This window comes from Chryseobacterium sp. A301, from assembly GCF_054489425.1.
Window position 1 is genome coordinate 242,726 of record NZ_JBTMWY010000001.1, and the last position, 21,953, is coordinate 264,678.

Below are 21,953 nucleotides of genomic sequence, written 5' to 3' on the forward strand. Positions count from 1 at the left end.
TTATATACTTAACAAGAAATTTTATTGACGCGGGTTTGGTGTCTTCCGCCTTCAAATTCTGTTGTTAAAAAAGTTTCTACAATTTCTAGAGCAAGCTCTTTTGCAATAAAACGAGCTGGAATAGCAACCATATTGCAATTATTATGCTGCTTTGCTAAACTCCCTAAAGCAGGCATCCAACAAAGTGCACATCTCACCCCTTTATGTTTGTTTGCAGTAAGTTGAACACCTTGTCCACTTCCACAGATTAAAATACCCATTTCATTGATGCCTTCTTCTACAGAATTGGCCGCGGGATGTACAAAGTCAGGATAGTCTACACTCTCCAAACCGTCCGTACCATAATCTGTAATCTGGTAACGATCTTTAAGCATCGTTTTTAAATATTCTTTATATTCAAAACCGGCATGGTCACAAGCAATGGCAATTTTCTTCATTTTTTTCATTTTTAATCTTCCAAATTTACAATTTTAAATTCAGTCCGATATTTATCCCCACTCTAAAATCAAGCTCAATACTTTCACTATATTATAACTATTTGAATAACTATAAGTTATAAACTAATGGTCGTTTATAAAGCGTTGATAGAAACCATTTTAACATTTTATTAGGAACTATGTTAATAAATCATAAGAAACGTGTGAATAACTATCCAAAACTTGCTCTTGTTTTATTAACCTAAATTGTCTAAGACAGAATACTAAAAGAGAAAAGCTAAATACTTTTCCAAAATTTGGCCGCAGTTATACCGAGTTTGTCCATATAGATTTTATCCATAAATCAAACTAAAAAAAAATTGCAGTTAATTGTGAATAACCTCGCATTTATCTAATTATCAAATATATGAAATGTGAATTACTTGCGGATTAATTCCCTATTGTACGAGGTAAACTTTTTTAAAAAAACTTATCCCCACAACTAACAAGACATAACAACATACAACACTTTTCTTTTTATATATAAAAAAAAATAGTGAAATACTGTTAGGTAATGTGAAGAAGGGTTTGTGATTAATTTTAGTGAGTTTGATTTTTTTTAAGGCGGTGAATTGATTAGATTTGTTTTCCATTAAGCAATGAATAAAAAGCAATATGAAAACAATTAAAGATTTTGATTTTAATAATAAAAGAGCTCTAGTCCGAGTGGATTTCAATGTTCCACAGAGTGCGGATTTAAAAGTAACTGATTTAAGCCGAATTGAGGCTGCAAAACCTACGATTGATAAAATACTTAGCGATGGGGGTTCGGTTGTGCTTATGACTCATTTGGGGCGACCTAAAGGAAAGGTGAGTGAAGAGTTTTCGCTTAAAAATATTGTGAAAGATATTGAAGGAGTTTTAGGACATAAAGTAGAATTTTGTTCTGATTGTCTTGGGGATGAGGCTGTAAAAAAGACCTCGGAAATAAAGACGGGCGAGATTCTCTTACTTGAAAATTTAAGATTCTATACAGAAGAAGAAGATGGAGATGAAAATTTTGCTGAAAAGCTTTCTAAGTATGGAGATGCCTATGTTAATGATGCCTTTGGTACGGCTCATCGTAACCATGCATCTACGGCAGTAATTGCTAAATTTTTTCCTAAAACTAAATTTTTCGGTTTGTTAATGGCTAAAGAGTTAGAAGCTATTGAACAAGTACTCGGAAAAGGAGAAAGACCGGTGACAGCAGTTATTGGAGGATCTAAAGTTTCTTCTAAAATAACCATTATTGAAAATATGCTTGGCGCGATAGACAATCTCATTATTGGAGGAGGAATGGCGTTCACCTTTATTAAGGCTTTGGGTGGCAATATTGGAAATTCCTTAGTGGAAGTGGATAAGATGGATTTAGCTTTAGATATTTTGAAAAAGGCTAGGGCTAATAACGTGGAGGTTTGTCTTCCTATGGATGTAGTGATTGCGGATGAATTCAATAACGATGCGAATACGAAAGTGGTAGATATTTATGATATTCCAGAAGGTTGGATGGGACTTGATTCTGGTCCTCGATCTCGAGTATTAGTTCATGATACGATTGTGAATTCTAGAACCATCCTTTGGAACGGTCCACTGGGTGTTTTTGAAATGCCTTCTTTTGCGGAAGGAACGATTGCACTAGGGGATAGTATTGCCGAAGCAACAAAGCTTGGTGCTTTTTCTCTTGTTGGAGGAGGGGATAGTGTAGCGTTTGTTAAGCAGAATAACTACGAGAATAAAGTTTCTTATGTTTCTACTGGAGGTGGAGCAATGTTAGAAAGTTTGGAAGGTTTGGAATTGCCTGGAGTTGCTGCGATCATGCATTAATGATTTTTTGATAAAAAAAGAAGGGCCGGAGATTACTTAATTATCTCCGGCCTTTCTTTTTTTCTTTTTTAGTAAATTTTTCCGAAAAAATAGCTTTCAGAAATAGGTCAAATTTAAACGTTCTCTTTTTTTTCGATAATATATATCAGACTAGAATAATCGTTTGTTTTTAATGCTTTAAAATTAGAAATTACTCCAATGAGACCTCCCGAAAGGATTGCAAATGGGTTTTTTTTGTATTTTTCACTCAGAATTGAAATATAAATGGAATCGAGTAGGAGAGGTTTGATTTGTTTCAGTTTCCAAGAGTTTGAATCAAATTTAGATTCTATCCCTATTTTTGAAAAATGGTAAAGGTGTCTTGGTACGTCGTAAGCAGCCCAATAGGATTTGTAATGCTGAGCATCAAACGATTTATAATTGGGAAGCGCTAAGATTAGTATACCGCTTGTTTTCAGTTTGTTATATAATTTATTTAATGTATCTTCTTGATTTTCAATATGTTCCAATACATGCCATAAGGTAATTACATCCAAAGAAGAATCCGGTAGATCTTCGAGGTCTGTAACGAGATGGGTTTTCTTAAGTTTATTTTTCGCTGCTTCACTTGCTACTTTTGAGGGTTCATAGCCATAGGTTATAAAATCCTCCTCAATGGTTTTTAAAAACTCACCGGCGCCACATCCATAGTCGAGTACACTTGCATTTTTAAAACTATGCGAAGCAACTATATTTCGCTTGTAATTGAGATTAAAAGATTGTACAAATTTGTAGATTCTTTCTTTTAAACTTCCGTTATCTTGGTGATGGGAAATGTATTTTGGACTTTGGTAATATCTATTTAATTGAGAGGGGATGGGCCATGTCTTTTTAATACCTTCGGTATCCGTATCTTTTATTTCAAATTCCTCTTGAGTAAGAAAATGATCTTTAACCTGCATTTGTTTTGTTTTTCAATTTCAAATGAATTGTTTCACGTGAAACAATATATTTATCTTCCTATATAAATAAGTAGTACATTAATATCGGCAGGGGAGACTCCGCTGATTCTAGAAGCTTGGGCAATGGTACGTGGTTGTACAGCTTGTAGCTTAATTTTTGCTTCTGCTGAGAGAGAGGCTATCTTAGTATAGTCGAAGTCTTCATGAATTTTGATGTTTTCCATTCGTGAAAGTTTTGATACATTTTCACGTTCCTTGTCTATATAGCCTTTGTATTTTATGTTTATTTCTGCTTGTTCACGAACTTCTTGTTGAAAATTTCTTGAGAACTCTTTAATGAAATCGATTTCATCAAGTTTTTCTAAACTCATATTGGGTCTAGTAAGGATCTGTGCAGCTTTATAGGCTTGATCCACAGGAGAAGATTCGATAGATTCTAAAATAGGATTAATTATACCAGGTTTAAGGGATGTTTCCCTTAAAAAGGCTTCCAGTTCTTGGGATTTTACTATTTTTTCTTGAACTCTTTCGAGACGTTCCTGTGATGCTAATCCAAATTCATATGATTTTTGTGTTAGTCTAATGTCTGCGTTGTCCTGACGAAGCAGTAGTCTGTATTCTGCTCTCGACGTAAACATTCTATAGGGTTCTTCTGTTCCTTTTGTGATTAAATCGTCAATAAGAACACCTATATAGGCCTCGTTTCTGTTGAGAATAACTTCCGGTTTACCGTGGACCTTATTGTGCGCATTGATCCCTGCCATTAGGCCTTGGCCCGCTGCTTCTTCGTATCCTGTTGTTCCATTGATTTGACCTGCGAAATAAAGGTTTTCTATTAATTTGGTTTCTAAGGTATGCTGGAGTTGAGTAGGAGGGAAGTAGTCGTATTCAATGGCATACCCAGGACGGAAAACTTTTACGTTTTCAAAACCTGGAATTTGCTTCATCGCTTTCACTTGAATGTCTTCTGGGAGTGAGGAACTGAATCCATTTACATAAACTTCAACCGTTTTCCAGCCTTCAGGTTCTACGAACAATTGATGTCTCGTACGTTCGGCAAATCTGTTGATTTTATCTTCAATACTAGGGCAGTATCTTGGGCCAATGCTTTGGATGGTTCCATTAAACATAGGACTTCTGTCAAACCCTTCACGAAGAATTTCATGTACTTTTTCGTTGGTATACGTAATGTGGCAGCTTCTTTGGGCTGTCAATGGATCACTAGGCAAGTAGGAAAATTTCTTTGGATTTGGATCTCCCGGCTGTTCTTCCATTTTGCTATAGTCTAGACTTCTTCCGTCTACTCGGGGAGGTGTTCCGGTTTTCATTCGACCACTAGTAAAACCTAAGGATACCAGCTGTTCAGTAATACCAAACGCTTTGGGTTCTCCCATACGTCCACCTCCAAGCTGTTTATCACCTACGTGGATAAGCCCGTTTAGGAAGGTCCCGTTTGTAAGTACAACGGATTTTGATTTGATGTGAATACCGAGAGATGTTATGACTCCAGATACTTTGTTATTTTCAATCAAAAGGCTTTTCACCATGTCTTGAAAGAAATCTAAGTTCGGAGTATTTTCCAAAGCCAGTCTCCATTCCTGGGCAAAGAGCATGCGGTCATTCTGCGTTCTAGGAGACCACATAGCGGGTCCCTTAGATAAGTTTAGCATCTTGAATTGGATGGCAGACTTATCCGCTATAATACCTGAGTAACCACCCATGGCATCGATTTCACGTACGATTTGTCCTTTTGCAATACCTCCCATTGCTGGATTGCAGCTCATTTGACCTATCGTTTGCATATTCATCGTAACTAGTAGAGTTTTGGATCCCATGTTCGCTGCTGCGGCTGCTGCTTCGCAACCAGCATGACCTCCGCCCACTACTATTACATCGTATATTTCACTAATCATAATTTCCAATCTATTGGATTAAATTTCTAATGTTTCACGTGAAACATTAGATTCTTAAATCTGAGAAGTGTAGGTATAAATGCAGAGATTTAGGAGAATAAAATTTCCTAAAAGTAAATACAATCCTTATCGCTTCTCAAGATAGAAGTTTTCTTTTGCGCGCATTTGAGCTTCCTGCTCTTCGGTTTTGTCCTTATATCCACAAAGATGGAGTAGGCCGTGAGCAAGCACTCTATGCAATTCTTGGTCGTAAGTTGTTGATAATGACTTTGAATTTTCTAAAACGCGGGGCAAAGATACGAAAATATCTGCGTTTATAAGGCTACCCTTTACATAGTCAAAAGTGATTATATCTGTGTAATAATCGTGTTGTAAATAGGTTTTGTTAATAGAGAGTAGGTATTCATCGTCACAGAATATGTACGATATTTCGCCAACCTTTTTGCCTTCCCGCTCAACTAATGACGTTAACCACTCAGTCGTGGAGGTCGCGATATCCATAGAAGGGATCTGTTCAAAAAAATAGTTTATCATATTAAAACCAGTGTCCTAGGATTACGGTAAATAACCCTTCATTATTAATTGTAAGTGATTTGCTGTAATTTAGTTTTATCTGTCCAAAGGGAGATCTATAGCCTGCGGTTAGCCCTACAGAGGAGTGCATGATATCAAATAATTGAATATCTTCCAAAGAATTAAATGCAGTCGCAATGGATACATTAGGGGTTAGAAATAGATTTTTATTTATCTTGAATTGAAAATCATTGGAAACCACGAATATATTGTTTCCAGTTTCCTGTCCCAGCTCGTATCCATTAAAAGGTATCAAATTACCCATGTTTTGTCCAAAAATCCCACCGAGCTTATATTCATAGAAAGGATTAAGCTGTTCTCCAACTGAAAGTCCCACCATGGTTTGGAGTCGATTGGTGTAGTAGGAGGTTATAGGGATATTGATTTTAACATTTGCCTTTGCTTGGAAGATAGAATTATCCGTCTCTTTATCAAGGACGTCTATTAATTTTCCTTCGACGTATAAATAGATGCCTCGTGTTGCAAAATCTCGATCGTCTTGGGTATCGCTTTTAATAAAAGCGTAAGGGTTGAGAAATTGGTCTTTCGTCGAAACTGTGGAACTTGGGATTTTGGATTCAAAATGATCATGACTAAGTCCGCCACCAATTGCGTAACGGTCTTGCCAAACCGACTGTATGAATATATCATTTCGGTACCAGGTCTGTTTCTGATAAGTAATTGAATTTTTATCTTTTAAATCGTAAGACATGCGGGAAGCATAGAGTCCAAATCCTGGGATATAGCCATTGTCTATAAAATAATTGAAGTAATATCGTGGTGCATCACCTATAATGACGTCCGCCGAAATGGTCGAGTTCCGAAATAGCAATCGTTTTGCTGTAATGTTAACCAATAGACCTGTTTTAAAGATCTCGTCATAATGGAGCCCGAATTTTAAGAAAAAGCGAGTTTCGTCTTCGTTTACAGTTAGTTTCAAATAGGTTTTGTCTTCTTCTTGAACAAGATCGTAATTGATTAATTTGTAGTGGTTTGTAGCGTACAGTTTATCAATCATCTTGTTTATGGATGTGTAGCTCTGAAGAGAGGGTAGAGACAAATTCATTTTTCCCTGAACGTAATCACTGCTAAAGATTTTGTTATTCTCCAGTTTAATGCCTTCAATTTTGTAAAGGTTGTTAAATACGGGGTTGGTTGGGGCCCGTAATAGATTTTCGGTTGATTTTGGAAGCGAATCCAATACGGAACTATACTTTAGCGCTTCTTGATAGCCCTTCGATAGGATGTTTTGTTTATCTCCGTAACTCGTAGCACTAAGCCCCTCTAGATTGGGATGGATATTGATATCTGTATAATTGTATTGATTTTTCGTCTCTTTTTGAATCGAGTAGTCCGTTACTTGGTTAAGGATGGCTATTAAGCTATTTAATTGCTCTCTAGTGGCCAGACCCTGACTTAAATCTACTCCAATCACAATGTCAATTCCTTTGTCTTTCAAAGGTTTTGAAGGATAGTTCACCGTCATCGCTCCGTCAATGTAAAGAGAATCTCCTATCTGTACAGGGTCCATAAGGGATGGGAACGCGGAACTTGCCATAATTGCATTCACGAGATCACCTTTTTCGAAGAGTTCCATTTTACCGGTCTCTAAATTAGTGGCCACACACATAAAGGGGATCGGAAGCTTAGAAAAATCATTTACATTAGAAACGTTTTTAAATAATTCTTTTAACATGTAGATGTTCTTCTGACCTGAAGAAATTGCAGTAGGCAGTATATTAACTTTTCCATCTTTAATGGGAATATTGAGCAAGTATTTATCTACTGATTTGTTGAAGAATGAAGTTTCTTGCCGCGTCTTTTCATTCGCGATAAGAGTATAGAAATCCGTTTTTAAGACGATTTGCTCAATGTCCTTCGCGCGATAGCCTGAGGCGTAAAGCCCTCCTACAATGGCACCCATACTAGTCCCGGAAATATAATCGATTTTAACTCCTAGAGAGTCTATTACTTTAAGTACTCCAATGTGGGCAAACCCTTTGGCTCCTCCTCCTGATAGAGAGAGCCCAACTTTTGCATTTTTAGGGATGACAAGGTCTTTTTTTACCTGGGCTTGAATGCTTAGGCAAAGAGAGAAGGCGAGTAGGAGACTTAGTAACTTCTTCATTAGGTTTTAATATAAATTCGTTTAACACGACGAGAAATGGAAGTGAGAACCTCATAAGGAATCGTTTCGCAATACACGGCAAACTCTTCAAGTGAAGGACTACCGTTAAAAATAGTGACGGAATCTCCTTCCTGCACATTTAAATTTCCAATATCAAGCATAAGCATATCCATGCATATATTCCCAACAATAGGCACTAAAGTCCCTTTTACGCTTACAAATGCTTTCTTATTACCAATGCGTCGAGGAATACCATCTGCATATCCCACAGGTATGGTTGCGATACGAGTGTCATGTGAGGCAATATAGCGCCGGCTATACCCAACAGAATCACCTTCTTTAATCTCGGAGATTTGAGAAATGACGGTTTTGAAACGGACGGCGTTTTGTAGAGAATCTTTTATGGGCTGGGAAGAACTGACGCCCACCATTCCAATTCCGATGCGCACCATGTCAAATTGAAATTCGGGATAATTTGCAATTCCTGACGAGTTTAAGATGTGACGTAGGGGCGAGTACCCAAGTAGACTTATAAGCGAAGTCGTAATCCGCTCAAAGGTTTCTACTTGGCTTATTACGTAGGATTTTTCTTCTGGTATATCTGAGGTAGATAAGTGAGAGAAAATGGATTTTACATGCACATTGAGCTGCTTAATTTTTAGCGTAAGGGCTTGCATCTCCGATTCTTTAAATCCAAGTCTATGCATGCCTGTTTCCACTTTAATGTGAATGGGATAAGATCCCAAATACCCTTTTTGCTCTAGTTGCTCGCAAAAAAGCGAGAGAACTCGAAAGCTATAGATTTCAGGCTCCAGATTGTAGTCAATGATCGTGGCATAACTATGCTGCTCGGGATTCATGACCATAATGGGAGTAGTAATTCCATTCTTTCGAAGTTCCACCCCTTCGTCCGCATAAGCAACCCCCAAGTAATCAATATGGTGGTGCTGTAGAAATTCGGCAATTTCGTACCCTCCTAAGCCATAGGCGTATGCCTTTACCATGGCCATCATTTTCGTTTGAGGCTTGACTAGAGATTTATGTACGTTAATATTATGAAGAATGGAATTGAGGTCTATCTCTAATACAGTGTCGTGCTTTTGCAGCTCTAGTTGGTTTTTTAAACGCTCGATTTCAAATCGACGAGCTCCTTTCAACAAGATTAAAGAATCTTCTATTCGTTGAAGAACAGGACTGGACATAAGTTGTTGCGTATGCTCAAAAGTGTAAGTTTTCGAATCAAAAAGCGAGGCATGTTGAGATATTTCTTCCCCGACTAGAAAAACAGTATCGAATTCTTGTTCATTGGTTAGCTTTGCCACTCGCTCATAGAGGCCTTTCGAGTTTTGTCCTTCGAAAAAATCGGTCAGAACTAAGTTCTTTTCTTGTTTTTGGTATTCTTTTATAAATTGGAAGGCCGTAATTAAAGAATCGAGATCTAAATTGAAAGAATCATTGATAATTAGGTTTCCTTTTTGACCGTTTACACTCTCGAGCCGCATTTCGACCCCTTTTAGCGCATTGATTTTTGCGATGGCTTGCGAAGAGGAATATCCTAAATAGGTAAGAGTCGTTAAAATACAGAGTGCATTATTTAATGTAGCGTGATCCCGTTGTTGGACCGGAAGCTGTATTTGCTCTCCCTTAAGTTGAATTAGAACGTCTTTTTGAACGTTTTGCCAATCTCCTATAATGTGTACATCATTATGCGATTTAAAACCAAAACTGAGTAGTTCACGGTCTGCATACTCAGAATTTATCTTTCTGTAAACGTCTAGATTGTCTCCAGAAAAAATAACAGTATGAGAATGCTTGAAGAGTTTAAGCTTTTCGTCGATTAATTGACTTTCTTCCTTAAAATGATATAAATGTGCAGATCCAATATGGGTCAAGATGCCTATTTCTGGTGAAAGAATAGCTTCCAGCTTCTCCATTTCGCCAGGTTTTGAAATACCCACTTCAAAAAGACCTAAACGATCCTCGGGTTCAAGTTGTAGGATGGATAGAGGTAAACCAATTTGAGAATTAAAGCTCTTTGGGCTTTTTACGGTCTTTTGACGATCCCAAAGGCTTTGGTATAGCCATTCTTTAACGACCGTTTTTCCATTACTTCCAGTGATTCCAATGGTTTTTAAGTTCTCGATCTGTCGCAAATGATAAGAAGCAAGTTGTTGTAAAAAAACTTGCGCATCCCTTACAATTATCCAGGTAAGATCCTCATAATTGGGTAAATATTGCTCTGCGATAATCACATCAATACCTTTATCCTTCGCTTCGCTAATGTATTTAATCCCACTACTTTTGGGCGTGGATATCGCTATAAAAGCTGTGTCTTCTGTGGAATAGATGATTCGGCTGTCGAATGCTATTTTTTGTACACGACGATTTTTGTCACCAATCAGCTCAGAGTTGGTAATATCTGCAATCTGTTGAGCAGTGTAATTCATTGCTTTTTAATTATGAAACTATCGTTTACGATTGGCGAGCTCTTCCACAAATACGTTGCGGCTAACCGCCTCGTAGCTCTGGGTTTCTCCGAGCTCAACCAAATCTTTACTTTCGGTAATCCGTAGGGAGTAATTGGCTAAATTCCCTGTTCTTTTGCAAATCGCATGTACTTTGGTCACGTATTCTGCGGTAGCCATCAAATCGGGCATCGGACCAAAAGGACGTCCCAAGAAGTCCATATCAAGACCTGCAATTACCACTCGAACTCCGTTGTTGGCCAGTGTATTGGCAACTTCTACGATCCCGTGGTCAAAAAACTGAGCCTCGTCAATTCCCACTACCGCGCAATTAGAACCCAGCAGTAAAATTTCACTTGAACTCTCCACGGGTGTACTACGGATCTTATTGTCGTTATGTGAGACGACTTGCGTTTCGTCATAACGTACGTCTAATTTTGGTTTGAAGATTTCTACGGCCTGCCCTGCCATTTCTGCACGTCGAAGCCTACGAATTAATTCCTCTGTTTTCCCTGAAAACATAGATCCGCAAATGACTTCCATCCATCCACTTTGCTTAGCGTGATTTATTGTATTTTCTAAAAACATTTGTTAAATTAGCCGTAGTTTTGAAGCATCAAAAATAACGAAAATTTAATAAGGTTAGCTATGACTACGATCGAAGATTTAAGATTACAGTATTTTGAGGATTGCAAGGAGATTATCGCAGATTTACAAGAGATTGATAGCGAAATGGAATTGATCGATCAGAAAGCGAATCTTGATATATTGGTAGAAAAAATAGCTTTCTTAAAACATTGTGAGGAAAATTTGCTTTATTTTTCCGAACCAGAACCTATTTTGGAGGAGGTGATGAAGGAAAGTGAGCAAGAACTAGAAGAGGAGATCGTAGAGGAAAGTCCAGCCTTCAATTTTGAAATCGCAGGACCGAGTATAGAACAGGAATCAGAGATTTCAAATTTAGAGACTGAGTCCAATCCAGAATCCGAAGTAGGGAAAGGAGTTGAGGCCGAACTCGCGGAAGAAACTACTGAGAATGCGATGGAAAGTGAAAGTTTACAAACAGATTTTGAATTTGCAGAGGATTTGGATGCCTCTACATCTTGGGAAGAATCGCAGGAAACAATTGAAGAAAGTCTGCCCGTAAAAGCAGAACACGAAGAAGAGGAAGAAAATGAAACCCTTGAGCTTATGGAGTCCAGTACGGAGGTAATTGAGCAGGAAGAATCGGTGGAAGATCAAGAGGTAGATGAACTAGAAGTTTTAAACTCAACACAAGTCCAGCAGAAAGCACAAGCGCATAGAATCGAGAAAAAGATTAAACTTGCGCATATCAAAGGACTAACAGGATCCGTTCGGTCACTATTTGACGACGATGCCCTCGACACAACGCCTACTTCACTTCAAAGTCACGTGGCAAGCAAGGATTTTTCAGATATAGAGACCCAAAACAAGTCCAAGGAACGAACTCATTTTAAATTGGATTTGAACGATCGAATTGCATTCTCCAAAATCTTATTTGACGGAAGTCAATCTGATTTAAACCACACCGTCAATGAGCTTAATGAGTTTCGCAATTTAGCCGAGGCAAAAGACTATTTAAGTCAGGTATACCACAAAAGAGATTGGAAAAAAGTGGATGAGTATGCCCAGAGGCTATGGATGCTTGTAGAGAATAAATTTCAATAGAAGAACCCATTTCCAAAACAAGATATAGAATTTAAGAGCGTATGATTAAAGATATTTCCCAGTTCAATACTGTTTTTTTTATCGGAGTTGCTGGAGTGGGCATGAGTGCTATCGCTCAGTATCTTAGCGGAGTAGGGAAACAGGTTGCAGGTAGCGATCGGTTTTTTAATTCCCTAGAGTACAATCGGACCAAAGAACAACTTGAAGAGGAAGGTATTCAATGTTTTGCGCAGGACGGATCTGGAATTTCGGCTGCAACCGAGTTAATTGTAGTTTCAAGTGCCATTGAAGACACAGTTGCAGAAGTAAAAAAGGCAAAAGAATTAGGAATTCCTATTATCAAAAGAAGTGAACTTTTAGCCCTAATCGCTAAAAGCAAGCGAACAGTGGCCGTTGCGGGCACTTCTGGCAAAAGTACCACTGCTGCCATGCTTTTTCAAATCCTAAAGGATGGGAACATGGATCCAAGCATAATTACAGGTGCCGGCTTAACCAGTATAATTAAAAAAGGTAAGCTCGGGAATGCGTACGTCGGAAAAGGCGAATGGCTCATTATTGAAGCAGATGAAAGTGATGGGTCTGTGATACAATACACTCCCGAAATTGGGCTACTATTGAATATTGACAAAGACCATCAAGAAATTGAGGAATTGATTTCTCTTTTTCAACAATTTAAATCCAATACAACGGGTAGCTTCGTGGTGAACCTAGGCCATGAGCTCACACAGAAGCTTTCTGACAATAGAAATGAGGATTTTGGATTCGAAACTCCTGAAGCTCATTACAATGTGACGAATTATGTTCAGAATGAATTTGAGATTCGTTTCGAGCTTCTTGCTCAAGGATTTGAAATGAATGCCTTAGGGCAACATAGTGCAGAGAATGCAGCGGCGGCCGTAGCCGTAGCCCATAAAATTGGAGTCGATTTAAAAACCTGTGCAGAGAGCTTAAAAACTTACGAAGGAATTTTTCGACGCCACCAAATAGTAGGAGAGAAAAACGGAATTTGGGTAATTGATGACTATGCTCATAACCCTGCAAAGTGTGCAGCGTCTATCCGCGCAGTTCAGGCCGTAAGACCCAAGGTGATTGCCTGGTTTCAGCCCCATGGATTTGGTCCTACACGCTTTTTAAAAGACGATTTCATTCAAGAAATTTCATCAGCACTACGTGAGAAGGATGAGATATGGATGAGCGAGATTTACTACGCTGGCGGAAGCGCCACAAAGGATATTTCTGCAAACGATTTAGTAAAAGGAATTCAGAATGCAGGCAAGCAGGCTTTTTTTGTAGAGGATAGAAAAGATCTTTTGAAATCCATGCGTTCTCATTTAGATTCTCAAAGCGTGCTATTGTTAATGGGTGCACGAGATCCAAGTCTAGAATCCTTTGCCAATGAATTTTTTGAAGAGTTATGAGTGGAATCTTGTATTTTGTACCCACACCCATCGGGAACCTTGAAGACATGAGTTTTCGAGCGGTTCGTATTTTAAAAGAAGTCGATTATATCTTGTGCGAAGACACTCGGACTTCAGGTATCTTACTCAAACATTATGAGATAAGTAAACCTACACGGTCCTATCATCTTCATAACGAGCATCATGCGACGGACAAAATCGTGGAAGACCTGCAAAACGGTTCGAACATCGCAATTATCACCGACGCAGGAACTCCTGGGATCTCAGATCCTGGATATTTACTTGCACGCGCCTGTAGTGATGCAAATATAGAAATGATCTGTTTGCCCGGTGCCACCGCTTTTGTACCGGCATTAGTAGTGTCGGGGATTCCTAACAATGAGTTTTTCTTCGCAGGCTTTCTTCCTGCCAAAAAAGGGAGACAAACGAAATTAAAGGAACTTGCTGCCTTAGGAAAAACAATAATAATGTACGAGAGTCCGCACAAAATCAATACAGCACTTGAACAGGTTTTAGAATTTTTCGGTCCGGAAACTCGCGTGAGTTTAAGTCGTGAAATATCAAAAAAATTCGAAGAAACAAAGCGCGGAAGCATTCTAGAATTGATTGCGTTTTCAAAAAGCAAAACCTTGAAAGGAGAAATCGTTCTCATTATTAACAATACGAAGAATTAACCAACGAAAAAGGAGAACGTCCTTTTTTACTTATTTGAATATATGAAATTACTAGAAGGAAAAGTGGCCCTTGTTACGGGCGGTACAAGAGGAATTGGAAAAGGAATTGTAGAAGGGTTTGTCGCACAAGGTGCACAAGTTGCTTTTACCTACGCAGGATCTGTGGAGAAGGCTAAAGAACTTGAAACTACACTAGGTTCCGATACAAAAGTAAAAGCGTATCAATCGGATGCTTCTGATTTTGATGCTGCTCAGCAACTCATCGACGAAGTAATGGCAGAGTTTGGAAAAATTGACATTCTAGTCAATAACGCTGGGATTACAAAAGACAACCTAATGCTTCGTATGTCAAAGGAGGATTGGGATACGATTATTCGTGTGAATTTAGACTCCGTCTTTAATCTTACCAAGGCGGTCATTAAACCGATGATGAAAGCAAAGTCTGGATCTATCATCAATATGACTTCTGTTGTCGGGGTTAAGGGAAATGCAGGACAAGCAAATTATGCCGCTTCGAAGGCCGGTGTGATTGGCTTTACAAAATCCATTGCACTTGAGCTAGGTTCCCGTAATATCCGTTGCAATGCAATTGCGCCAGGATTTATCGAAACGGAAATGACCGGAGCATTGGATGAAAAGACAGTTCAAGGGTGGAGAGAAGCCATTCCTTTGAAGCGAGGAGGACAACCTAAAGACGTAGCAAATGCCTGTGTATTTTTAGGAAGTGAATTATCGGGGTACGTTACAGGACAAGTTCTTAATGTGGACGGTGGAATGCTAACGTAGGTCATGGCAATTTGTATTGACGGTACTACGTATCATCGACCGCTTCTCGTTTTTGCGATGGAAGCAGAAGCAGGACAGGAATTCAAAGAATTTGAGACTCTTTTCACGGGTGTTGGTAAAGTGAATGCGGCGTACCATTTGACAAAACGGTTAATGAGTGGGCCCAAGCCGGATCTCGTATTGAATCTAGGAACGGCAGGAAGTAGCTTTTTTAACCGGGGTGAAATTGTGGTCAGTGAAGCTTTTGTTCAAAGAGATATGGATGTGAGTGGACTAGGTCTTCCCAAGTACAAAACGCCCTTTATCGAAGAGCCAGAAGTTTTAGGTTATGGTCTGGTTCCTAAGGAGTTTGAGAAGGGAATATGCGGTTCAGGTGACAATTTTGAAACCACGATGAAGAAAGATATTTTTAACTTAATCGATATGGAGGCTTATGCGTTTGCCTTTCTATGCAAACGCGAAGATTTACCCTTCCTTTGCCTAAAGTATGTCTCAGACGGTGCCGATGAGTCCGCGGCACAAGACTGGAGCTCACAATTAAAAGTAGCTGCAAATGCTCTTAGGGAAGCAGTGAAAAAATTGGAGGTATAGTCGATTAAGAATTCGTTCGACAAAAATCCTTCAGGGAATATTTGACTACTATAAAAAACGGGAGGCTAATTAAAGGGCATCCCGTTTTGGTTATTAGTTGTGATAGATTCTATCGTTGATTTTTAAATTAGGTGTTTAGCACCTTTCCGAGATCCCTAATGTACTCGTGAGCCGTTAGGTCGAATTTTACCGGAACCACAGAGATATATCCTTCAGAAAGAGCTACTTCATCTGCATCTTTCCCTTCGTCCATGTTGTTGAAATATCCGGTTAACCAATAGTATTTTTTGCCGTGTGGGCTTACTCTTTCGTCAAAACTTTCTTCCCATTTTGCATCTGCTTGTCGACAGACACGAATTCCTTTAAGCTCCTCTTTTTCTAACTTAGGTATGTTTACATTTAAGACAATCCCTTTTGGAAGAGGGCTGGCTAACGTTTTTCTTACGATTTGTTGAATGTACTCCTTTGCTTGTTTGAAATCAGCCTCCCAGCTGAAATCAAGAAGTGAAAATCCAATTGCTTGTAGGCCTTCAACTCCTGCTTCCACTGCAGCGGACATGGTACCTGAATAAATGACATTAATTGAAGAGTTAGCTCCATGGTTTATACCTGAAACCACTAAATCTGGTTTTCGAGTGAGAATCTGGTTCAATGCGAATTTTATGCAGTCTACAGGCGTACCGCTAAGAGAATAATCCTTTTGTGGTCCTTCGAGATTAATTTCTTCAAATGTAAGGGTAGAGTTTATTGTAATGGCGTGACCTGTGCCACTTTGAGGAGAATTGGGTGCGACCACCACCACTTCGCCAATTTCGTTCATAAATTCAACCAGGTTGCGAATTCCAGGTGCTGTAATACCGTCATCATTGGTCACCAAAATGAGCGGTTTTTGAGTTGTCGTATTCATTTTCACAAAATTAATCAAAAATTAGATGACATTTTGTAAATAAGGTATTAAATTTGATTCCTTGTTTCGGTCATGTAACAAATGACAAGGCCATTCAACCAATTATACAAACGAACGTTCAATATGTTTAAAAATTTCAAGTTCAATACTTTACTTCTTTTCATCCCTTTGACTTCTTTGGTGTTTTGTTTTAACTCACCTAAGAATGACGATGAAAAGATGCAAACGATAATGGTCAGTGTAAAAAATACACTTAGCTATTTACATTATACACCTACGCCGATCAACGATGCATATTCTCAAAACGTTTTCGACACCTACATAGGTATGATTGACCCTGCAAAGCGGTACTTTTTGAAGTCCGATACGGAAGAGTTTGCAAAGCATCGAACTCTACTCGATGACTATTTGAATCAAGGGGATCTTACCTTCTATAATTTGACTTATAATCGATTGTTTCAACGCATTGACAAAATTGATCAAGCGACGCAGGAAATCTTCAAGAACCCTATTAACCTAAAAGAAGACGAGGTTCTGATCCTTGAACCTGAAAAGAAAGAATTTCCAGAAACGGAAAAAGAGCTCTATAACGAGTGGAAAAAGTACATCAAATACAATATTTTACAAGAAATAGAATCTCTTAATGCAAAAGAGGAGTCTCAGAAAAAGAAAAAAGATTCGGTGATCAAACACAAGTTAGTGGATACGATCAAAGTTGAGATTTTAACTCCGGAACAAAAGCAGGTAAAAGCGACTGAGGAGGTGAAAGACCTAGTGACCGAATCCTTTAAGCGATTTAAGAAAAGAAAAAAAATGGATTGGTTTACTGTATATATGAATGCATATACAGAAGTATTTGATCCTCATACGAACTATTACTCTCCAAAGGACAAGGACGATTTTGATCTGATGTTTAAAGGGAAAGTGATTGGAATTGGAGCTCTAATTCAAGAAAAGAAAGGCTATTTGTACCTTGGACAATTAACCATTGGTGCACCGGCTTGGAAATCTAAACAACTTAGTGACGGTGACAAAATTCTTAAGGTAAGATCCAAACCAAGCGAAGAGCCTGTTAATGTGGTTGGAATGCTCGCAGATGAAGCGGTACGCTTAATTCGCGGGGAGAAAGGAACGAAAGTGACCCTTACCGTGGAGAAGAAGGACAAAACAATTAGAGAAGTAACCATGGTTCGGGAAGAAGTCGCCATTGAAGATACATTTGCCCGTAGTATTCTTGTAGATGCACCGGACGGTAAGAAATATGGATTTATAAACTTACCAAGTTTCAATGCAGATTTCGAGGATGCGAAAGGACGAAATGCTTCTGATGACATCAAGAACGAGATCATAAAACTTAAGGCACAAGGCATCTCGGGGATTATTCTTGATTTAAGAAATAATGGGGGAGGATCGCTTACAGAAGTAGGGGATATCATGAGCTTATTTATGAATGAGGGAGCCTATGTTCAAGTGAAAAATAGCAATGGAAAAATTCAAACGCTAACCACCAAGGCAAACGATCCTCTTTGGACCGGTCCGCTAGTGATCATGCAAAATGAATTATCCGCTTCTGCTTCTGAAATTTTATCAGGTGTAATGCAAGATTACGGTAGAGCCGTACTTGTTGGTTCGCCACAAACCTATGGGAAAGGAACTGTACAAACCTTTGTCGATCTCAACCGATTTTTAAGTACGAACGATGATTTTGGATCTCTAAAGCTGACCATTCAGAAGTTTTATAGAGTGACAGGAGAGTCCACGCAGAAGAAAGGGATTGAATCCGACATCGTAATGAACGATTTCTTTACGCACGCTGAAATTGGGGAACGTTATGAAGATTTTGTTCTCGCTTGGGATAAGATTCCAGCGGCTCAAAACATTAAAAAAGAGAATCGATTTGACCTTGTGAAATTGAAGCAGAATAGTGCTTCGCGTTTAGCAAAGGATGACATTTACCAACTTGTTCAAGAATCCGCTAAGTGGAAAGAGAAGCTAGACAAGGAAGATACAATCACCTTAAATATTGATAAATTCAGTGCCCTTATGCAAGAGCGAAAAGCTCAGATTAAGCGTTTTGAAGCGCTCGAAAAAAGCGAAAATGGATTGAAATTTATTCGCTATGAAGACGAGCTAAAGCGTGAAAAAACAGACGAGGCATTTCAGAAGAAATCAGAAAACTGGATTAAGAACTTACAACGTGATATTTATCTAAAAGAAGCGGTTCATGTAATATCTGAACTGCCGTCCTAAATTCCCACACAAATTTCTAATTGTCATTGACAAAGCTAAATGCTCAGTTAATGACGATTTTTTTTAATGAAATAAGGATATGAAAACAATTTTTATAACGGGCGCAAGCTCTGGAATAGGCAAAGCAGTAGCCACTTATTTTGCACAGATGAAGCATCGATTAATCCTCTGTGGAAGACGAGAAGAGAAGCTACACGAACTACAAAAACAGTTCTCTGAGTGTGAAGTGCATGTTCTTGTTTTTGACGTTAGGGATCGTGAGAGTGTACAAAAAGCTGTAGACTCGATACCGGTCGCATTTCGCAAAATAGATGTCCTGGTGAACAATGCTGGGAATGCGCATGGAATAGACAGTCTACTAACGGCGAACCTAGATGATTGGGATGCCATGCTCGATGGAAATGTAAAGGGACTACTGTACGTTTCTAAAGCAATTCTACCTTTATTGACAGAGAAAGGACACATTGTGAATGTAAGTTCTGTAGCTGCAAGACAGACCTATGCGGGCGGAGTCGTTTACTGTGCAAGCAAGCGAGCAGTGGATGTGATTTCAGAAGGTATGCGCCTTGAATTAACCCAAATGGGTATCAAAGTAACGAATATTCAGCCAGGGGCAGTCGAGACTGAGTTCTCAGACGTCCGATTTAAAGGGGATAGAGAAAGGGCTAGCAAAGTTTATCAGGGTTTTCAGGCCCTAAAGGCCGAAGATGTCGCGGATGCGATTGGATACTGTGTGGAAGCTCCCGCGCATGTCACCATTTCTGATCTTACAATTTATCCGTCCGCTCAAAGCGAACCTAGGACTATTCATAAAAATGAGTAATTTTGCAGCATGACGATTTTACACATTGAGTCTTCTTCAAAAAATTGTTCCGTGGCCGTTTCCAAAGGGGAGGAACTGTTATGTTTATGTGAAGAGCGATCTGAGAATTATAAGCAAAGTGAAAACTTGCACCCATTCGTTTCTTGGGCGCTTGAAGGAGCGGGTCTTACACTGGAGGACATTGAGGCTGTTTGTCTGGGTATGGGACCGGGTTCCTACACAGGCCTACGTATAGGTGCATCTAGTGCAAAAGGATTTTGCTTTGCACTCAATATTCCCCTAATTGCAGTCAATTCAATGGATACCCTCGTAGAACCTTTTTTAAACAGAATTTACGAGGTTATAATCCCTTTAATCGATGCAAGACGAATGGAAGTATATACCGCAGCGTATGACGGTACTACTGGAGAACTGCTCGATACAAGTCAGAACCTTATTTTAGATGAGGACAGCTTTTCAAAATATGGGGGCAAGAAGATTCTTTTTGTCGGCGATGGTGCACTTAAAGCCCAATCCATCCTGAATTTATCCAATGCCAATTACAAGGATGAAATTCTTCCTTCTGCGCAGTACCTAATTCGGAAAGCAAAAGCAAAATTTGAAGCTAAAATGTTTGAAGACATTGCTTATTTTGAACCGTTCTATCTGAAAGATTTCCAGGGAGTCAAAAAATCGGAAACAAAAAAATAGCCTTCACGAATTGGAGGCTATTTTATCCTTTTTAAAAAGGCATTCTTATTTTTTCGAGACTTTAAAGAGTTTTCCACTATCGGTCACAGCATAAAGATGGCCGTCATGTCCACTGAGGACATCTCTAAATCTCTCATTGTATTCCGTGAGTAGCCATTCTTCTCCAATTACCTTATTATTTTCAATCAATAATCGGATGATTTTTTGTCCACTTAAGCTTCCAATAAATAGGTTGTTTTTCCATTCTTCGATCGAACCCGTGTAGAAATCAATTCCACTGGGAGAAATTGAAGGATCCCAATAATAGACAGGCTGCTCATACCCTTGTTTTTGCCCAATTCCTTCTCCAATGACAGCGCCGCTGTATTCTCTTCCGTAGGTAATAATAGGCCAGCCGTAATTAATTCCAGGTTTTATTAAATTGACTTCGTCTCCCCCTCGAGGTCCGAATTCCGTTTCCCAAAGTTCTTTTGTTTCAGGGTGAAATACGAGGCCTTGTGGATTCCGATGTCCGATGGAATAGATCTCAGGTTTCCAACCTAAGGTATTCGTGGAGGCGGCTTTCCCATCTTTCGTTAGTTTAAGAATTTTGCCAAGATAGGCATTGCCGTCTTGTGCGAGTGGCCGTGTAGGTAGATCAGATCGTTCACCGGTCGTTACATAAAGTGATCCACTCGAATCAAAGGCAAGACGACTCCCGTAATGCAGTTTGCCATCGTACACAGGAGTAGCCCTGAAAATGACTTGTATGTTTTCAATTGATTTTTCATCTGCGGAGAGTACTCCTTTGGCCACTGAGGTATGGTTTCCGCCTTTAACGGGTTCCGAATAAGACCAATACAGTGTTTTGTTGTTTTTAAAATCTGGATCCAGCGCCACATCTAATAGACCGCCTTGTGCCTTGGAATCCACAGACGGAAGTCCCTGAATTTTATGACTTGATTTACCATCCATACTCACGAGATTCATCCATCCGTTCTTATCTGTGGTTAAAAACCGAGAGTCAGGTAGTTGAATCACTGCCCAAGGGCTACCTAGGTTTTCATTGAGAATCTCAACGGAATAAGGAGTGGAAGTATGGACTCCTTTGATTCGGGTTTGGCCTTCAAAAGCAGCTGCAATATCTGTGTTGGGCTTTTCCGTTTCCGGATTCGCGCCCTCAGTGGCGGTCGTATTTGAAGTGCTCGAAGATGATGAAGTGCCGTTTTGGCAGGAAAATAAAAGTGTACCCAACAGAGGTAAACACAAAATCGCTAACTTTTTCATAAGATTTGGAGATTAAACACTCTAAATTTAAGAAAAAATATATTAGCAAATTACGTTCGCCCAGGGACCTATAAAAAGGGGCTGAGGTTGAATTTTACACGAGAACCTCACGGGGAATACTTCGTTCAAAACCTTACAATTTCTTGAGTCGAATCGAGATGATTACTTTTCGATCAATTGAAAAGGAACCTCTTTGAAAATTTCAGTAGAGTCCTTTTGGAACAGAATGCCGTTCGGCTTATCGACCATTTTAGGCCTAAATCCTAACAATGTACGGGATTCTGCTAGTATTCTTAGGTGGTAAACAAGACCTTTTTTATCGCTTGGAAGCACTTGGTGTTCTAGACTATTGATGACCACTGCACTCGGCAATGCGTTCTCGTTAGACAATTCAAAATCAACAAGATACCCCTTCTCAGTTCCTTCATTAAACGATTGATACGTCGGGTTTTTCACCTCTGGAATATCTGAGGTTTTACAAGCAATGCTCACGAGTGAGAGAATAATTAGTAGAAAAGACTTCTTTATTTTAGTTATTTTCATATTTTTACGATCTA

Annotated in this window: 19 protein-coding genes; 9 read left to right on the forward strand and 10 right to left on the reverse strand. The window is 39.1% G+C overall.

The annotated features are described in order from the left end of the window. Positions 1-8: 8 nt before the first annotated feature. A complete protein-coding gene (gene rpiB, locus ACX3PU_RS01135) occupies positions 9-437 on the reverse strand; it encodes a ribose 5-phosphate isomerase B (RefSeq protein WP_459082966.1) in 429 nt (142 codons plus the stop codon). Between the two features lie 654 nt (positions 438-1,091). Here rpiB and ACX3PU_RS01140 point away from each other — a divergent pair. Then, complete coding sequence (locus ACX3PU_RS01140) at positions 1,092-2,282, forward strand: phosphoglycerate kinase (protein WP_459082968.1); 1,191 nt, start codon at positions 1,092-1,094, stop codon at positions 2,280-2,282. 113 nt (positions 2,283-2,395) lie between these two features. Here ACX3PU_RS01140 and ACX3PU_RS01145 read toward each other — a convergent pair whose 3' ends face one another. From ACX3PU_RS01145 to ACX3PU_RS01170, 6 genes are all read right to left on the reverse strand, one after another. Further along, the gene (locus ACX3PU_RS01145; RefSeq protein WP_459082970.1) at positions 2,396-3,223 is read right to left on the reverse strand and encodes a class I SAM-dependent methyltransferase; all 828 of its coding nucleotides are present in this window, start codon (positions 3,221-3,223) and stop codon (positions 2,396-2,398) included. Positions 3,224-3,273: 50 nt separating this feature from the next. After that, complete coding sequence (gene mnmG, locus ACX3PU_RS01150) at positions 3,274-5,136, reverse strand: tRNA uridine-5-carboxymethylaminomethyl(34) synthesis enzyme MnmG (RefSeq protein WP_459082972.1); 1,863 nt, start codon at positions 5,134-5,136, stop codon at positions 3,274-3,276. Between the two features lie 126 nt (positions 5,137-5,262). Then, positions 5,263-5,670 carry an rRNA maturation RNase YbeY gene (gene ybeY, locus ACX3PU_RS01155; RefSeq protein WP_459082974.1) on the reverse strand — a complete coding sequence of 136 codons (408 nt, stop codon included), beginning with the start codon at positions 5,668-5,670 and terminating at the stop codon, positions 5,263-5,265. A gap of 1 nt (position 5,671) precedes the next feature. Continuing rightward, positions 5,672-7,837 (reverse strand): patatin-like phospholipase family protein, encoded by a 2,166-nt coding sequence (locus tag ACX3PU_RS01160; protein WP_459082976.1) that lies wholly within the window; start codon positions 7,835-7,837, stop codon positions 5,672-5,674. After that, positions 7,837-10,284, reverse strand: coding sequence for a bifunctional UDP-N-acetylmuramoyl-tripeptide:D-alanyl-D-alanine ligase/alanine racemase (locus ACX3PU_RS01165; protein ID WP_459082978.1), 2,448 nt, complete (start codon positions 10,282-10,284; stop codon positions 7,837-7,839). Before ACX3PU_RS01165 ends, ACX3PU_RS01160 begins: the two co-directional genes overlap by 1 nt. A gap of 18 nt (positions 10,285-10,302) precedes the next feature. After that, positions 10,303-10,890, reverse strand: a complete 588-nt coding sequence (locus ACX3PU_RS01170) for a thymidine kinase (protein WP_459082980.1) — start codon at positions 10,888-10,890, stop codon at positions 10,303-10,305. Positions 10,891-10,950: 60 nt separating this feature from the next. Here ACX3PU_RS01170 and ACX3PU_RS01175 point away from each other — a divergent pair, with 60 nt between their 5' ends. The 5 genes from ACX3PU_RS01175 to ACX3PU_RS01195 are packed head-to-tail and all read left to right on the forward strand — an operon-like array spanning position 10,951 to position 15,460. Then, positions 10,951-11,991, forward strand: coding sequence for a hypothetical protein (locus ACX3PU_RS01175; RefSeq protein WP_459082982.1), 1,041 nt, complete (start codon positions 10,951-10,953; stop codon positions 11,989-11,991). Between the two features lie 41 nt (positions 11,992-12,032). Continuing rightward, the gene (locus ACX3PU_RS01180; protein WP_459082984.1) at positions 12,033-13,409 is read left to right on the forward strand and encodes a UDP-N-acetylmuramate--L-alanine ligase; all 1,377 of its coding nucleotides are present in this window, start codon (positions 12,033-12,035) and stop codon (positions 13,407-13,409) included. Next, positions 13,406-14,083, forward strand: coding sequence for a 16S rRNA (cytidine(1402)-2'-O)-methyltransferase (gene rsmI, locus ACX3PU_RS01185; protein WP_459082986.1), 678 nt, complete (start codon positions 13,406-13,408; stop codon positions 14,081-14,083). Before ACX3PU_RS01180 ends, rsmI begins: the two co-directional genes overlap by 4 nt. Positions 14,084-14,125: 42 nt before the next feature. Further along, on the forward strand, positions 14,126-14,869 hold the full coding sequence (gene fabG / locus ACX3PU_RS01190) for a 3-oxoacyl-[acyl-carrier-protein] reductase (protein WP_459082988.1): 744 nt from the start codon (positions 14,126-14,128) through the stop codon (positions 14,867-14,869). Positions 14,870-14,872: 3 nt separating this feature from the next. Then, positions 14,873-15,460 carry a phosphorylase family protein gene (locus ACX3PU_RS01195; protein ID WP_459082990.1) on the forward strand — a complete coding sequence of 196 codons (588 nt, stop codon included), beginning with the start codon at positions 14,873-14,875 and terminating at the stop codon, positions 15,458-15,460. 127 nt (positions 15,461-15,587) lie between these two features. Here ACX3PU_RS01195 and surE read toward each other — a convergent pair whose 3' ends face one another. Continuing rightward, positions 15,588-16,367 carry a 5'/3'-nucleotidase SurE gene (surE, locus tag ACX3PU_RS01200; RefSeq protein ID WP_459082992.1) on the reverse strand — a complete coding sequence of 260 codons (780 nt, stop codon included), beginning with the start codon at positions 16,365-16,367 and terminating at the stop codon, positions 15,588-15,590. A 123-nt stretch (positions 16,368-16,490) separates the two neighbouring features. On the opposite strand from surE, the gene ACX3PU_RS01205 reads away from it, so the two are divergent. From ACX3PU_RS01205 to tsaB, 3 genes are all read left to right on the forward strand, one after another. Then, complete coding sequence (locus ACX3PU_RS01205) at positions 16,491-18,617, forward strand: carboxy terminal-processing peptidase (RefSeq protein WP_459082994.1); 2,127 nt, start codon at positions 16,491-16,493, stop codon at positions 18,615-18,617. 79 nt (positions 18,618-18,696) lie between these two features. Continuing rightward, complete coding sequence (locus tag ACX3PU_RS01210; protein WP_459082996.1) at positions 18,697-19,440, forward strand: SDR family NAD(P)-dependent oxidoreductase; 744 nt, start codon at positions 18,697-18,699, stop codon at positions 19,438-19,440. A gap of 9 nt (positions 19,441-19,449) precedes the next feature. Continuing rightward, positions 19,450-20,130, forward strand: a complete 681-nt coding sequence (gene tsaB, locus ACX3PU_RS01215; protein ID WP_459082998.1) for a tRNA (adenosine(37)-N6)-threonylcarbamoyltransferase complex dimerization subunit type 1 TsaB — start codon at positions 19,450-19,452, stop codon at positions 20,128-20,130. Between the two features lie 45 nt (positions 20,131-20,175). Here tsaB and ACX3PU_RS01220 read toward each other — a convergent pair whose 3' ends face one another. Together ACX3PU_RS01220 and ACX3PU_RS01225 are read right to left on the reverse strand one after the other, a co-directional pair. Beyond that, a complete protein-coding gene (locus ACX3PU_RS01220) occupies positions 20,176-21,396 on the reverse strand; it encodes a PQQ-dependent sugar dehydrogenase (RefSeq protein ID WP_459083000.1) in 1,221 nt (406 codons plus the stop codon). A gap of 162 nt (positions 21,397-21,558) precedes the next feature. Continuing rightward, positions 21,559-21,939: a hypothetical protein gene (locus tag ACX3PU_RS01225; protein ID WP_459083002.1), complete on the reverse strand. Its 381-nt coding sequence runs from the start codon at positions 21,937-21,939 to the stop codon at positions 21,559-21,561. Between the last annotated feature and the right edge of the window lie 14 nt (positions 21,940-21,953).